General features: G+C 73.1%; 10 protein-coding genes, 2 tRNA genes, 1 other RNA gene and 1 pseudogene. 8 read left to right on the top strand and 6 right to left on the bottom strand.

The annotated features are described in order from the left end of the window. Positions 1–78 precede the first annotated feature (78 nt). Both ACFV6X_RS20250 and ACFV6X_RS20245 read left to right on the top strand, forming a co-directional pair. The gene (locus ACFV6X_RS20250; RefSeq protein ID WP_385385375.1) at positions 79–867 is read left to right on the top strand and encodes an Fpg/Nei family DNA glycosylase; all 789 of its coding nucleotides are present in this window, start codon (positions 79–81) and stop codon (positions 865–867) included. A 319-nt stretch (positions 868–1,186) separates the two neighbouring features. Beyond that, a pseudogene (locus ACFV6X_RS20245) lies at positions 1,187–1,273 on the top strand (DNA-binding response regulator); the annotation flags it as partial. 318 nt (positions 1,274–1,591) lie between these two features. On the opposite strand, the gene ACFV6X_RS20240 reads toward ACFV6X_RS20245, so the two are convergent. Together ACFV6X_RS20240 and ACFV6X_RS20235 are read right to left on the bottom strand one after the other, a co-directional pair. Beyond that, positions 1,592–1,813 carry a hypothetical protein gene (locus ACFV6X_RS20240; RefSeq protein ID WP_365450059.1) on the bottom strand — a complete coding sequence of 74 codons (222 nt, stop codon included), beginning with the start codon at positions 1,811–1,813 and terminating at the stop codon, positions 1,592–1,594. A 77-nt stretch (positions 1,814–1,890) separates the two neighbouring features. Continuing rightward, positions 1,891–1,978: transfer RNA gene (locus ACFV6X_RS20235), tRNA-Ser, on the bottom strand. Positions 1,979–2,051: 73 nt separating this feature from the next. Between ACFV6X_RS20235 and ffs the strand changes: the two genes are divergently transcribed. The 6 genes from ffs (at position 2,052) to ACFV6X_RS20205 (ending at position 11,384) form a co-directional block, all read left to right on the top strand. Continuing rightward, positions 2,052–2,146: signal recognition particle sRNA small type (gene ffs, locus ACFV6X_RS20230), an RNA gene on the top strand. An 84-nt stretch (positions 2,147–2,230) separates the two neighbouring features. Continuing rightward, on the top strand, positions 2,231–4,564 hold the full coding sequence (locus ACFV6X_RS20225; protein WP_385385373.1) for a DNA polymerase III subunit gamma and tau: 2,334 nt from the start codon (positions 2,231–2,233) through the stop codon (positions 4,562–4,564). 147 nt (positions 4,565–4,711) lie between these two features. After that, complete coding sequence (gene purD, locus ACFV6X_RS20220) at positions 4,712–5,965, top strand: phosphoribosylamine--glycine ligase (protein ID WP_385385371.1); 1,254 nt, start codon at positions 4,712–4,714, stop codon at positions 5,963–5,965. 303 nt (positions 5,966–6,268) lie between these two features. Beyond that, a complete protein-coding gene (locus ACFV6X_RS20215) occupies positions 6,269–8,557 on the top strand; it encodes a hypothetical protein (protein ID WP_385385369.1) in 2,289 nt (762 codons plus the stop codon). Between the two features lie 317 nt (positions 8,558–8,874). Next, positions 8,875–10,374: a N,N-dimethylformamidase beta subunit family domain-containing protein gene (locus ACFV6X_RS20210; protein WP_385385367.1), complete on the top strand. Its 1,500-nt coding sequence runs from the start codon at positions 8,875–8,877 to the stop codon at positions 10,372–10,374. A gap of 110 nt (positions 10,375–10,484) precedes the next feature. Then, the gene (locus ACFV6X_RS20205) at positions 10,485–11,384 is read left to right on the top strand and encodes a phosphoribosylaminoimidazolesuccinocarboxamide synthase (RefSeq protein ID WP_385385365.1); all 900 of its coding nucleotides are present in this window, start codon (positions 10,485–10,487) and stop codon (positions 11,382–11,384) included. Positions 11,385–11,430: 46 nt separating this feature from the next. On the opposite strand, the gene ACFV6X_RS20200 is transcribed toward ACFV6X_RS20205, so the two are convergent. The 4 genes from ACFV6X_RS20200 to ACFV6X_RS20185 all read right to left on the bottom strand — a co-directional run bounded on the left by ACFV6X_RS20200 (position 11,431) and on the right by ACFV6X_RS20185 (position 14,149). After that, a tRNA-Gly gene (locus ACFV6X_RS20200) sits at positions 11,431–11,503 on the bottom strand. Between the two features lie 23 nt (positions 11,504–11,526). Beyond that, positions 11,527–12,135, bottom strand: coding sequence for a response regulator (locus tag ACFV6X_RS20195; protein WP_385385363.1), 609 nt, complete (start codon positions 12,133–12,135; stop codon positions 11,527–11,529). Further along, positions 12,132–13,358 (bottom strand): sensor histidine kinase, encoded by a 1,227-nt coding sequence (locus ACFV6X_RS20190; protein WP_385385361.1) that lies wholly within the window; start codon positions 13,356–13,358, stop codon positions 12,132–12,134. The genes ACFV6X_RS20195 and ACFV6X_RS20190 overlap by 4 nt, the downstream gene beginning before the upstream one ends. Before the next feature lie 20 nt (positions 13,359–13,378). Beyond that, a complete protein-coding gene (locus ACFV6X_RS20185) occupies positions 13,379–14,149 on the bottom strand; it encodes an ABC transporter permease (RefSeq protein ID WP_385385359.1) in 771 nt (256 codons plus the stop codon). Between the last annotated feature and the right edge of the window lie 91 nt (positions 14,150–14,240).

The following is a 14,240-nucleotide window of genomic DNA, read 5'->3' as shown; positions in this document are numbered from 1 at the left end:
GTTCAGATGGGACGGGCGTGCGTGCCGGCCTGCCATGCGTGCCCCCGCATCGAGCGCGGGCCACGACGGAGCTGAGCCATGCCCGAACTGCCGGACGTCGAGGCCTTCCGGAAAGTGTTCGAGTCCTGCGCGTCGGGCAGGGTGGTGCGGCGCGTCGAGGTCCGGGACACGGGCGTCCTGCACGGCGTGAGCGCGCGGCGGCTGCGCGAGGCGCTGGAGGGCCGGCGGTTCGGCAAGGCCGAACGCCACGGCAAGTGGCTGCTCGCCCGCACCGGCGGCGGTCACACCCTCATGCTGCACTTCGGCATGACCGGCAGTCTGGTCTGCGAGCGTCCCGACCACGCCGCCGAACCCCACGACCGCGTCCTCTTCACCGTGAGCAGGGACCGTCAGCTCCGCTTCCGCGACCAGCGCAAGCTCCAGGGCCTCTGGCTGGCCGACGACGCCGGGGTCGCCCGGCTGCTCGACGGGCAGGGCCCCGACGCGATGGCGGTGGGCCGCGAGGAGTTCGGGGCCGCGCTCTCCGCCCGCCGCGGCGCCCTCAAGAGCGCGCTCACCGACCAGTCCGTCGTGGCAGGGCTCGGCAATCTGCTCGCGGACGAGATCCTGTGGCGCGCGGGGCTGCGACCGGCCGCCCGGGCGAGCGACCTCACCGAGGCCGACCGGCGGCGCCTGTACACCCGGATGCGTGCCACCCTGCGTTCGGCGATCGGCGCGGGCCGCGTCCCGCCCCGCGACTCCTGGCTCACCGGCCACCGCAACGACCCCGACCCGCACTGTCCCCGCTGCGGCACCCCCCTGCGCCGCTCCCGACTGGCGGGCCGGACCACCGTGTGGTGCCCGCGGTGCCAGCCGGGAGGCTCGTGACGGGGGCTGCGCGGTGTGTGACTCGCCGGTTGGGCGGTGGCATGGCGCGTCGGGGCCGGCGGCGCTGCCGCTCGGGCCGGCGTCAGCGGCCGGGAGCCGTGACACCCGCCTGCGCGTCTCGTCCAGGTCGCCGGAGGGCGCACCCGCGACACCGATGCCCGCGACGGGAGCGCCCTGACGGCGACGGGGGCGCCGCCCGCGAGGAACAGCGTGCCGGGGATGTCCTACAGGTGCGGCGCCTGCTGAAGGCGCTGACGGGAGTGGACGCCGCCTGCCACCTCACCGCCGAGGGCGGCACTCCGCACGTCCCCCATGACCAGCCATCGAGGCCGGTGCCACCGGCCACCTCCTCAAGACGGAACGCCCCGAGGAACTGTTCGCCGCCCTCCGCACCGCCGCCGACGGGGCCGAGGCGCCGACCGACGACGACATGGCGACCTGGCGGAGGACCCGGCCGCCTCGATCTGCCGACCGGCTCCTAAGCGGTGCCTGAGACGGCCCACGGCCGGCTGCCGAGGTCACCGTCACCTTCGGGCAGGAAGTTCTCGTCGTCCCCGAAGTCCGGGGCCTGGAAGGGGTTCGTCGTCGGAGGCGGCGATGCCGCGGCTCCGCCGCGGGGTTGCCCTTCCACGGCGGAGAACAGCGAAGTCGAATCGATGAGAGGTCTCTCCTTCGTTACGGGTCCCGGACGGGCCCCGGTGTGCCGTGACCGGGCACAGCGGTCCTACAGCTTGGTCATCTTGCTGTACGGGCTCAGGATGCGCATCTGCGCCGAGCCGAAATCGACGAGTGCCGCGATTCCGTCCTCGATGCCGATCACGCGGCCGAGGCCGTACATGTCGTGTGTGACCTGGTCGCCCACGGCGAAGTGCTCGGGAGTGCGAGTGACCGGGGCCTTGAAGGGGCTGGTAGGCAAATGACGCTTCGGTGCATCGGGCTTTGTCATTGCCCCCAGTATGCGCCTACGCGCGTCCCCCTGGGGAACGCCAGAGGGCCGGACCTTCACGGTCCGGCCCTCTGGGCTGGCGGAGGATACGAGATTCGAACTCGTGAGGGGTTGCCCCCAACACGCTTTCCAAGCGTGCGCCCTAGGCCTCTAGGCGAATCCTCCGCCGGAAACATTACATGACCGAGGGGAGTGCTCGCGAACTCGTTCCCGCACCTCAGCATCGGGTAGGCTGTGCGAAGCCCCTCACGCGGCGCTATCTGACTGAACTCCCCCAGGGCCGGAAGGCAGCAAGGGTAGGTTGGCTCTGGCGGGTGCGTGGGGGGCGTTCGCGTGTCCGGGGGCGGCGGGAGGCCGGAGATCCCCAGGATCGCCGGGCGGATCCCGTTGTCGGTGGGCGCCTATAACCTCGTATGCGTGTCGTCTCTCGCGCTGTACCGCCGCTATCGCCCGGAGTCGTTCGCCGAGGTCATCGGGCAGGAGCATGTAACCGACCCGCTGCAGCAGGCGCTGCGCAACAACCGGGTCAATCACGCGTACCTGTTCAGCGGTCCGCGGGGATGCGGCAAGACGACCAGCGCCCGGATCCTGGCCCGCTGCCTGAACTGCGAGCAGGGCCCGACGCCGACCCCCTGCGGGGAGTGCCAGTCGTGCCAGGACCTCGCGCGCAACGGCCCCGGTTCGATCGACGTCATCGAGATCGACGCCGCTTCGCACGGTGGTGTGGACGACGCCCGTGAGCTGCGGGAGAAGGCCTTCTTCGGGCCCGCGGGCAGCCGGTACAAGATCTACATCATCGATGAGGCCCACATGGTCACGTCGGCCGGTTTCAACGCGCTCCTCAAGGTCGTCGAGGAGCCCCCGGAGCATCTGAAGTTCATCTTCGCCACCACCGAGCCCGAGAAGGTCATCGGGACGATCCGCTCGCGCACGCATCACTACCCGTTCCGGCTGGTGCCGCCCGGGACCCTGCGGGACTATCTCGGCGAGGTGTGCCAGAAGGAGGACATCCCGGTCGCGGACGGTGTCCTGCCGCTCGTCGTGCGGGCCGGCGCCGGATCCGTGCGTGACTCCATGTCCGTCATGGACCAACTGCTCGCGGGCGCCGGGGCGGACGGTGTGACGTACGCCATGGCCACGTCCCTGCTCGGCTACACGGACGGGTCGCTGCTCGATTCGGTCGTCGAGGCGTTCGCCACAGGGGACGGCGCGGCGGCCTTCGAGGTCGTGGACCGCGTGATCGAGGGCGGCAACGACCCGAGGCGCTTCGTCGCGGACCTGCTGGAGCGGCTGCGGGACCTCGTGATCATCGCGGCGGTTCCGGACGCCTTGGACAAGGGGCTCATCGACGCCCCCGCCGACGTGCTGGAGCGGATGCAGGCCCAGGCCGGGATCTTCGGCCCCGCCGAACTCAGCCGCGCCGCCGACCTCGTCAACGAGGGCCTCACCGAGATGCGTGGCGCCACCTCCCCGCGCCTCCAGCTGGAGCTGATCTGCGCGCGCGTGCTGCTGCCCGCCGCCTACGGCGACGAGCGGTCCACGATGGCCCGCCTCGACCGCCTGGAGCGGGGCGTGAACTTCTCCGCGGGAGCCGCGGCGCCCGCCATGGGGTACGTCCCCGGACCCGAGGCCCACGGGGCGGCTCCCGCGAGCACGGCCGCGGCCGTACCGCCGGGCGGCGGCGTCGCGGCGGCCCGGGCAGCGGTGCGCACCCCGGCCCCGGAAGCGGCGGGGGGTGCCGTGCCTGGGGGACAGGCCGGGCCCGGCGACCAGCGAGGCGACGTACGGCCTGCCGCGACCCCCGGTGCGGGCGGGCCCGCCCAGCAGCCGCCCGCGGTTCCCGCGCCGACGGAAGCGCCGGGACAGGCCCCCGCTCCGGCCGCTGCCGCCCCCGGCGCCTGGCCCACCGCGGCCCCGGCCGGTTCCGGGCCCGCCGGCCGGCGACCCGGCGGCTGGCCCACCGCCGCACCCCCTGGTGGCGGTGACCGCCCCTCGACGGCACCCGCCCCTGCCGCACAGGCACCTGCGCCCACATCCACGCCCGCCTCGGCCCCGCCCGCCTCCCCGCCCCCGAGCGGCGGCCCCGACCCCCGCACGCTCTGGCCGAACATCCTCGAAGCGGTGAAGAACCGTCGCCGCTTCACCTGGATCCTGCTCAGCCAGAACGCCCAGATCGTCGGCTTCGACGGCACCACCCTCCAATTGGGCTTCGTCAACGTCGGCGCCCGCGACAACTTCACGAGCAGCGGCAGCGAGGACGTGCTGCGGCAGGCGCTGGCGGAGCAGTTCAACGTCCACTGGAAGATCGAGGCCCTCGTCGACCCCTCGGGCGGTGGCGCGCCGCCGCCGTCGCCGGGCAGCGGCGGCGGGGGCGGTTACGGCGGCGGGGCAGCCGGTGGCTCGGGCGGCGGTGGCGGAGCCGCGAGCTACGGCGGTGGCGGCGCCACGAGCGGCGGCTACGGCGGTGCCACGCCGGGAGGCACCGGCGGCGGCACCACGACCGCCCAGCGCCCGGCGTCGACGCGGCCCGCCTCGGCCGCACCCGCCCAGGCCGGCGCGTCGTCCGCCCCGGCAGCGGCGCCCACCCATACTCCCGCGCGGCCCTCCGCGCCGGAGCCGCCTCCGATCTCGATCGAGGACGACATCCCCGAGGACGACGACCCCGACCTCGACGAGTCGGCCCTCTCCGGCCAGGAGCTGATCGTGCGGGAGCTGGGGGCGACGGTGATGGACGAGTTCTCGAACGACTGAGGCGCGTGCCGCCACCCCCTGGCGCGCATCTCCCGGCGGGACCCCTCGCCCCGAGGGGGTCTTTCGGAGAAACCCACAACTGCTCACCCCGCCCTCCTTCGGCATCCCCCACAAACCCGCCCGACCCGCTCCCGTTAGGCTGACCCCGTGAAGGTCCTCGTCATCGGTACCGGCGCCCGCGAACACGCCCTGTGCCGCTCCCTGTCCCTCGACCCCGCCGTCACCGCGCTGCACTGCGCCCCCGGCAACGCCGGCATCGCCGAGGTGGCCGAGCTGCACCCCGTCGACGCCCTGGACGGCGCGGCCGTGTCCGCCCTTGCCGTGCGGCTCGGCGCCGACCTCGTGGTCGTGGGCCCGGAGGCCCCGCTGGTCGCGGGGGTCGCGGACGCCGTGCGTGAGGCGGGCATCGCCGTGTTCGGCCCCTCCCGGGAGGCCGCGCGCCTGGAGGGCTCCAAGGCCTTCGCCAAGGACGTCATGGCCGGGGCCGGCGTCCCGACCGCCCGCTCGTACGTCTGCACGACGGAGGCGGAGGTCGACACGGCACTCGACGCCTTCGGCCCGCCCTACGTCGTCAAGGACGACGGCCTCGCCGCCGGCAAGGGTGTCGTCGTCACCGCCGACCTCGATGCCGCGAAGGCGCACGCCGCGGCCTGCGACCGTGTCGTCATCGAGGAGTACCTGGACGGCCCCGAGGTCTCCCTCTTCGCCGTGACCGACGGCGAGACGGTCCTCCCGCTGCAGCCGGCCCAGGACTTCAAGCGCGCGCTCGACGACGACGAGGGCCCGAACACCGGCGGCATGGGCGCGTACTCCCCGCTGCCCTGGGCCGACCCGAAGCTCGTGGACGACGTCCTGGAGAGCGTCCTCCAGCCGACCGTCGACGAGATGCGCCGCCGCGGCACCCCCTTCTCCGGCCTTCTCTACGCCGGACTGGCGATCACCGGCCGGGGTGTGCGGGTCATCGAGTTCAACGCCCGGTTCGGCGACCCGGAGACCCAGGTGGTCCTGGCCCGCCTGAAGACCCCCCTGGCCGGCATCCTGATGGCCGCCGCCACCGGCAACCTCGCGAGCCTCGAACCGCTGCGCTGGAGCGACGACGCCGCCGTCACCGTGGTCATCGCCTCGCACAACTACCCGGGCACCCCCCGGACGGGCGACCCGATCACCGGCCTGGACGCGGTGGCCGAGCAGGACGCCCCGCACGCGTTCGTCCTGCACGCGGGCACCAAGCGGGACGGCGACTCCGTCGTCAGCGCGGGCGGCCGGGTCCTGTCCGTCACCGCGACGGGCGGCGATCTGACCGAGGCCCGCGAACGGGCGTACCGCGCCGTCACCCGCGTCCACCTGGACGGCTCCCAGCACCGGACGGACATCGCGGCGAAGGCGGCGGCGGGCGCCTAGCCCGGACCCCGTCCCGATCCCGACATCAGCCGCCTGACCAGGTACTCCGCAGGCCCCGGATTCCTCTTGGATCCGGGGCCTGATCCTTGCCCTGCGTCATCCACCTTTCCCCAAAGCCATTCCATCGAGTGACCGATGTCCTATCCGGCTGACGGGGGCCGGGGCCCCAACTAGGGTGCGGCGCAAGCGTTCCGGCACTTGGCCCACCGGCATTGCGATGTCAGTGGTGGGTGCCACAGTGGGGGAGTGAGCAACGCCAGGACTGCCAGCAATGCCAGGACGGGAAGGGGGTGAGGTCCGGACGTGACCGGCATCGGTGTGGAGACAGGAACACAGAGCGCGCGCCACCGTGCGCTGGCCGTGCTGCGGGTCCGCAGCCGGGCACTGGCCGTCGCGGTGCTGCCCGCGGCTCTGGCCGTGGTCCTGCTGGCGGGCGGTTCCACCGGCCATCTCGTCGGCGCGGGGTGGGACGGCGCCCGCTGGGCGGTGAGCGCGGTCGCGCTCCTCGTGCTGCTCTCCGCCAGCGGCTTCGCGCTGCTCCTCGCCCGCGCCCGCCCCGCCATGAGCCCTACGGTCCAGGTCGCCGAGCGGGCGGCCCCCGATCTCTACCGGCTGGTGCGCGACCTCGCCGACCGCCTCGACGTCCCCGTGCCCTCCGCCATAGCGCTGACCCCGGACTGCGACAGCTGGCTGGAGGACCGCACTCATCCGGCCCACGGCCCACCGGCCGAGCCGGACGGCCGCGACGAGATGGCGGGCCCCGTGCGTCGGAACGGCCATCGCCGTACGACGGCCAGTCCCGTCCTCGTCATCGGCTCCCCCTTCCTGTGGTGGATGCGCGTCGGCGAACTCCGCGCGGTCCTCGCCCCGGTCGTCGCCGGTACGGGTCCCTCGGCGCACCCCGACATAGCCGCCGCCCGGCGCTTCGTGCGGGCCCTGGACGCGGCGGTCGCCGTGGCCTCGGCACCGGGCCGCCGCCCCGTGATCCGCACGGTGTACGCGGCCGCCGGGCGGCTGGCCCGTCTGCTGTTGCGGAGCTGCCGGGAGCACGCGGCCGAGATGGAGCGCGGGGTCGCCGCGGCGGCGGCCGAGCGTGCACAGGCTGTGGATTACGGGCTGCGGATCGTCGCGCAGGAACAGGTCGGGCTGGCGTACGCCGGCTGGGACCGCCTGCTCACCCGGGTCGCGCTGCCCGCCTGGCGGATGGGCCGCTGGCCGTCCCGGCTGGACGCGGGCGTCGTCGCCGCCCTCACCGAGCTGTCCCGGCGGGACCGCCTGGCCGAGGGCTTCGCCTCGCGCCTCGGTGAGCGCCCCGCCTGCGACCTCCTCGAAGAGCCCGGCCTGGTGGACGAGGCAACCTCGCTGCTCGCGGCCCGCCTCTTCCACGGCGGCCCGGCGGAGTCCGGCCCCGACTGGTCGCCGGTGGCCTGGCAGGAGTATCCGGACGAGGTCGTCGACCGCAAGTGGCGCACAGACGCCGCCCGCCTCCACCGCGTCCTGGACACCCTCGGCGTACGCCGCACCACCCGCGACACCGACCACGGCCCGACCCTGGCCCGAGTCCTGAACCACCTGACGGACCCACCCTCGATCCCGGACCACGACGCCCACAGCGCCGGGCCCATGGACCCCGACACCCGTCACACGGACACGGCTTCCACCACCGACCCGGCCCCGCCCCTGGACCTGGACGCGATCCCGGACCCGGACCCGGCTGTGGACGCCGTGACAGACCCGACCCCGGCCCCGGACCTGGACGCGGCCCTGGACCTCGACGCGGTCCCGGCCCCGGCTTCGGACGCCGCAACAGACCCGGCCCGAAACCCGGACCTGGACGCGGCCCTGGACCTGGACGCGGTCCCGGACCCGGACCCGGCTGTGGACGCCGTGACAGACCTGGACCTGGACGCGGGCCTGGACCTCGACGCGGTCCCGGACCCGGACCCGCCTCGGGACGCCGTGACAGACCCGGCCCCAGCCCCGGACCTGGACGCAGTCCCGGATACATACCCGGACCCGGGCCGGACCTCGGACACGTCCACAGACCCGGAGGACCTCAAGGACCTCACACACCTCACGGATCTCAAGAACCTCACGGACCTCACGGACCTGGAGGAACCGGAGGGCTTGGGCGATCTCGAAGACCACGAACCCTTCGGAAACTTCGAGGACCCGGAGGACCCGCCACCCAGCGACCCCCGCAGCGCCGCCCTCGCCGCAGGCCTCAGCGCGGAGCTCGCCCGGGAGGAGGCGACCGGCACCCCGCCCCGCACGACCGCGCCCGTCCCCACCCCGGACGCCCTGTGGGACGACGGCGCCCTCCCCCTCTTCCCGCTCCAACCCCCTCGCACCCCGCGCGAACTGCTCGCCGACCACGTCACGGCGATGGTCTGCTGCGCCGCGATGGACACCGCCGGCGCGACCCCCGGCCTGGACTGGCTCGACGGCCCGTCCCTCCTGGTCAAGGGCGAGCGCGCCGCCGACCTGACCCCCCGGGTCCTGAGCCTCATAGAGGACGGTGACCCGGCACCGCTCAGAGCCTGGCTGGCCGAGGTCGGGATACGCGCGGAGAAGCCCGTACGACTCGTCTGAGCCGGGCGCCACCGACCACCACTACCGCCTCACCCCTTCCGGCCCCGCCTCTGCGGAGTCCCTGCTTCCGCTTTCGGTCAATTCGAAACGAACAGTGACGGAGTCCGTGCGTAATGTGATGTGCTGGGTAATGAACGCGCACATGGCAATCGCACTCGACATAAGACAGTCGTACAAACGCGACAGCAGGGCGCGCCAAACCAGCGCGAAGCGGGCAAAAACAGAGAACATCGCACCGCGCCACGCCACAGCACACTCACCGCCGCCGAGAGCGACCGCACCACCAGAACGAACGGCGCCGAGGGAGGGGAACGACCATGGGGTCGGAGCAGATTCGACGCTGGGAGTCGGGAGCACTGGCACACGCCGTGACGGATCCTTTCGGCCAGGGCCCGCTTCCCTGGCTGCGCGGCAGCGAGACGTACTTCGACGACACCGGCCAGGTGGTCCCCTGGTACGTGGACCCGGCCCCCGGCGCCCAGCAGGCCCCGGGCACCACGGCTCCCCGTGTCCCCGCCCCGCGCGCCGGCGGCCCCCGCGCCGCCGACGACGTGCGCCGCCAGATCAAGGGCTTCGTCTCCACCGGCGCGGTCGCCCCCGGCGAGGCCGTCGACCTCCATGTCACCGTCGACCCGCCCCAGGAATTCGCCGTCGACGTCTACCGCATCGGCCACTACGGCGGCGACGGCGCAGCCAAGATCACCACCAGCCCCCGCCTCTCCGGCATCGTCCAGCCCCCGCCGCTCACCGCCGACCGCACGGTCTCCTGCCATCACTGGTGGCTGTCCTGGCGGTTGCAGATCCCGTCGCACTGGAGCGTCGGCGCGTATGTCGCCGTCCTGACCACCGCCGACGGCTACCGCTCCCACGTGCCCTTCACGGTCCGCGACGACCACCCGGCCGACCTGCTGCTGCTGCTCCCGGACGTCACCTGGCAGGCGTACAACCTCTATCCCGAGGACGGCCGCACCGGCGCGAGCCTCTACCACGCCTGGGACGAGAACGGCCGGCTGCTCGGCGAGGCCGACGCCGCGACGACAGTCTCCTTCGACCGGCCGTACGCCGGCGCGGGCCTGCCCCTGCACGTGGGCCACGCCTACGACTTCATCCGCTGGGCCGAGCGCTACGGCTACGACCTCGCCTACGCCGACGCCCGCGACCTGCACGCCGGCCGCATCGACCCCACCCGCTACCGGGGCCTGGTCTTCCCGGGCCACGACGAGTACTGGTCGACCAACATGCGCCGCACGGCGGAGCTGGCCCGCGACCAGGGCACCTCCCTCGTCTTCCTCTCCTCCAACTCCATGTACTGGCAGGTGGAGTTGGGCCCGTCCCCCTCCGGCACCCCGGACCGCCTCCTGACCTGCCGCAAACGCAAGGGTCCGGGCAGGGCGTCGCTGTGGCGGGAGATCGACCGCCCGGAGCAGCAGCTGATCGGCATCCAGTACGCGGGCCGGGTCCCCGACCCGCATCCGCTGGTCGTCCGCAACGCCGGTCACTGGCTGTGGGAGGCGACCGGCGCGCACGAGGGCGACGAGATCGACGGCCTGGTGGCCGGTGAGGCCGACCGCTACTTCCCGCGCACCCCGCTGCCCGACCACGACGAGCGCATCCTGCTCGCCCACTCGCCGTACACCGACAGCGAGGGCGTCCTGCGCCACCAGGAGACGTCCCTCTACCGGGCCCCCTCCGGCGCCCTGGTCTTCGCCGCAGGAACGTTCGCCTGGTCCCCGGCCCTGGACCGCCCCGGCCATGTGGACCCACGCATCCAGCGCGCCACCGCCAATCTCCTCGACCGCATCTGCAAACGCGACTGATCGGCCCGGACGCCTGACCGGACCGACCACCGGCCCTCATGACCCGCTGTCCGCACCCATCCCGGCATACGGGAGAATCGACCCACTTGGACAGACCACGGGGAGGAACCGTGTCCGGATTCGTCGAAAAGCCCGAGCCGACCGAGGTTCCGGGCCTGGTGCATCTGCACACCGGCAAGGTGCGCGAGCTGTACCGGAACGAGGCGGGCGACCTCGTGATGGTCGCCAGCGACCGCATCTCGGCCTACGACTGGGTGCTGCCGACCGAGATCCCCGACAAGGGCCGCGTCCTCACCCAGCTGTCGCTGTGGTGGTTCGACCAGCTCGCCGACCTGCTCCCCAGCCACGTCCTGAGCACCGAACTCCCAGCGGACGCCCCCGCCGACTGGGCGGGCCGCACCCTGGTCTGCAAGTCGCTGCGGATGGTCCCGGTGGAGTGCGTGGCCCGCGGCTACCTCACCGGCTCCGGCCTCGCCGAGTACCGGGAGACCCGTACGGTCTGCGGCCTCGCCCTCCCCGAAGGCCTCGTCGACGGCTCCGAACTCCCCGCCCCGATCTTCACCCCGGCCACCAAGGCGGAGGTCGGCGAGCACGACGAGAACGTCTCCTACGAGGAGGTCGCCCGTCAGGTCGGCGCCGAGACCGCCGCCCAGCTCCGTCAGGCCACCCTCGCCGTCTATTCGCGCGCCCGCGACATCGCCCGCGACCGGGGGATCATCCTCGCGGACACGAAGTTCGAGTTCGGCTTCGAGGGTGACGACCTCGTCCTCGCCGACGAGGTCCTCACCCCCGACTCCTCCCGCTTCTGGCCGGCCGAGCAGTGGGAGCCGGGCCGCACGCAGCCGTCGTACGACAAGCAGTACGTCCGTGACTGGCTGACCTCGCCCGAGTCCGGCTGGGACCGCGGGAGCGAGCAGGCCCCGCCGCCACTGCCGCAGCACGTCGTCGAGGCGACCCGCGCCAAGTACGTGGAGGCGTACGAGCGTCTGACGGGCCTCAGCTGGTCGTAGCGGAACGAAAAAGCCCCCCGGTCGAAGACCGGGGGGCTTTTCTCAGAGCGGACGACGAGGTTCGAACTCGCGACCTCAACCTTGGCAAGGTTGCGCTCTACCAACTGAGCTACGTCCGCAGTGCGCCGTGGCGCGTCAGCAACTATACCCAACCTCGCTCGCGGGCGAGACGCACAGCCGCATGCCGGTTCTCCACACCGAGTTTGGACACGGCCGACGACAGATAGTTCCGCACGGTGCCCTGGGACAGCGCCGCCCGCTCGGCGATCTCCGCGACCGGCGCCCCGTCGGCGGCCAGCTCCAGTACCTCGGCCTCCCGCGCGGTGAGCGGCGAGTCCCCGGCGGAGATGGCGTCCGCGGCCAACTCGGGGTCGACGTAACGGTTCCCGGCGTGGACGGTACGGATGATCTCCGCGAGCCGCTGCGCGCTGACCGTCTTCGGCACGAACCCCCGCACGCCTGCCGCCAGCGCCCGCTTCAGATGGCCCGGCCGGCCGTGGCTGGTGACGATCAGCGTCCGGCAGCCGGGCAGTTCGGTCCGCAGCGATGTGGCGACCTTCACACCGTCGGCGCCCGGCATCTGGAGATCCAGCACGGCCACATCGGGTTCGTGCGCCCGTGCCATCGCCAGCGCCTCCGGGCCGCTCGCCGCCTCGGCGACCACCAGGAGGTCGTCCTCCAGAGACAGCAGGGCGGCCAGCGCACCCCGGATCAGATGCTCGTCGTCGGCGAGCAGCACGCGTACGGTCACGACGCCACCCGCACGGCCGGCGTCAACGGCACCTCTGCCACCAGCCGGAACAGCCCCCGCCCCGCGGGCCCGGCCTCCAACATCCCGTCGACCGCGGCCAGCCGCTCCCGCAGCCCGGCCAGACCCGAGCCACCGCTCGTGGCCGCGACAGCCGTCACTCCGTCGTTCTCCACGGTCAGTACCACCCGCCCCTTGAGCATCCGCAGTCCCACCACACATCGTTCGGCATTCCCGTGCCGCAGCACATTGGTGGTCGCTTCCCGTACCACCCACCCCAGCGCCGACTGCACCTCGGCCGGCAGTTCCGCCGCCGTGTCCTCCCCGGACACCTCGCAGGCGATCCCGGCAGCCGTCAGCACGCCCTGCGCGCCGGCGAGTTCGACCCCGAGGTCGGCCTCCCGGTAGCCCCGCACGACCTCCCGCACCTCGCGCTGCGAATCCTGCGCGATCCGCTGCACCTCGATCATCTGCTCCACGGCCTCGGGCCGCCCGCGCCGCGCCAGCTGCACCGCCAGCTCGCTCTTCAGCGCGATCACGGCGAGGTTGCGCCCCACCACGTCGTGCATGTCCCGCCCGAACCGCAGCCGTTCCTCCGCGACGGCGAGCCGGGCCCGGGTCTCGCGAGCGGCGTCGAGTTCGTAGACGCCGTTGAGCAGCCAGACGGAGAAGACGGACGTGAACGCGAGGAAGCCGGTCGCGAACAGCGCCGCCAACGCCGTGACAAGCGCCTGGGAGACCGGACTGCCCAGCGCGACGGCCGTCGAAGCGGTCCCTGCCGAGAAGCCGAGCACCAGGCCCACCACCCGGCGCCGGTCGCGGACACCGAGGGCCAGTGCGCCCACGCCGAACGACAGCAGGGCGGCGGTCAGAGTGCCGAGCGCGGTGGCGGTGTCGTCGTCGGCCGGCCGGCGGTCGAGGACCACGAGCACGAGGACGACGGAGGCCGCGGTGAACACGCCCAGCGCCCCCATCATCCGCAGGGGCTGGGGACGCAGGCCGCGCACCCAGTCCAGCGCCCAGACACTGACCAGTGAGCAGAGCGCCGCGTGCCCGCAGATCAGCAGGAACAGCCAGCCCGCGAGCGGCAGCCCCACCCCGCCGAAGAGCGGCAGTCCGCACAGCCCGACCTCGACCACCGGGAAGAAGTGGAACGACCACCGCGTGTACGTCTCCACCTTCGCCGGTGTGCTCTTGCTCCGCCACCATCTCCCCGGCCTGGACATCCGACCGCCACTCCCGTCCGTCAGCGCCGCGGCTCCCACCGGAACCACCGCTGTACAGCAAACACGGCGAGGCAGGTCCAGGCCAGCGCGACGGCCAGGGCCCCCAGCGCCTCGTAGGCCGGCAGATCCCCGGTCCACGCGCCGCGCACCAGCGTGATGACCGGCGTCAGCGGCAGCAGCTCGCACACCGAGGCGACCCGGTCGGGCAGCACTTCGAGAGGGACGGTCACGCCCGAGCCGAGCATGGACACGAACAGCAGGGGCAGGCTGGTCACCTGTGCGCTCTCGGCGGTCCTGGTGAAGGTGGCGGTGACCGCGGCCAGTGCCCCGCACAGCACGAGCCCCATCAGCACCCCCACGACCGCCAGATGGGGCGCGGGCGGCGCACCGAGGTCGAGCAGCACCGTGCCGCCGACCGCCATCAGCACACACTGGGCCAGCCCGATCGCCGACGCCGGCAACGCGGTGGCGAGCAGGATCTCCTTGTCCCGCAGCTCACCGGTGCGCAGCCGCTTCAGGACGAGCTCCTCCCGGCGCACGACATAGGCGCTGGTCAGGGCCGAGTAGACGGCGAAGAGCAGGGAGAAGCCGACGGCGGCGGGCAGCAGCACCGTGCCGACCGTGAGTCCGGCGTCCGCGAGGTCCATCTCGTCGATGGCGGCGCGCACGCTGAGCGGCAGCAGCAGCGGTACGGCCACCGCCGTGACGAGCGTGGCACGGCTGCGCCCCAGCAACGTCAACTCCGCCCGGGCCAGCGAGGTCATCCGGCCTCCGGCCGTGGTGCTGCTCATGCCGCCCTACCTTCTTGAGTGCGTCCCTGGAGTTCGCGACTCTGGGACAGCGCGGGTGGGGCAGGGATGGGTTTCATGCTTGCTGCCCTTG

The sequence above is a fragment of the Streptomyces sp. NPDC059861 genome, assembly GCF_042731435.1.
Lineage (GTDB): Bacteria > Actinomycetota > Actinomycetes > Streptomycetales > Streptomycetaceae > Streptomyces.
Note: the sequence above shows the minus strand (reverse complement) of the source record. Positions and strands in the feature narration are given on the sequence as shown.

Excerpts from the sequence above, each read along its gene's own strand:
- ACFV6X_RS20250 (WP_385385375.1), top strand. The coding sequence starts at position 79 with ATGCCCGAACTGCCGGACGTCGAGGCCTTCCGGAAAGTGTTCGAGTCC.
- ACFV6X_RS20240 (WP_365450059.1), bottom strand. The coding sequence starts at position 1,813 with ATGACAAAGCCCGATGCACCGAAGCGTCATTTGCCTACCAGCCCCTTC.
- ACFV6X_RS20210 (WP_385385367.1), top strand. The coding sequence starts at position 8,875 with ATGGGGTCGGAGCAGATTCGACGCTGGGAGTCGGGAGCACTGGCACAC.
- ACFV6X_RS20190 (WP_385385361.1), bottom strand. The coding sequence starts at position 13,358 with ATGTCCAGGCCGGGGAGATGGTGGCGGAGCAAGAGCACACCGGCGAAG.
- ACFV6X_RS20185 (WP_385385359.1), bottom strand. The coding sequence starts at position 14,149 with ATGAGCAGCACCACGGCCGGAGGCCGGATGACCTCGCTGGCCCGGGCG.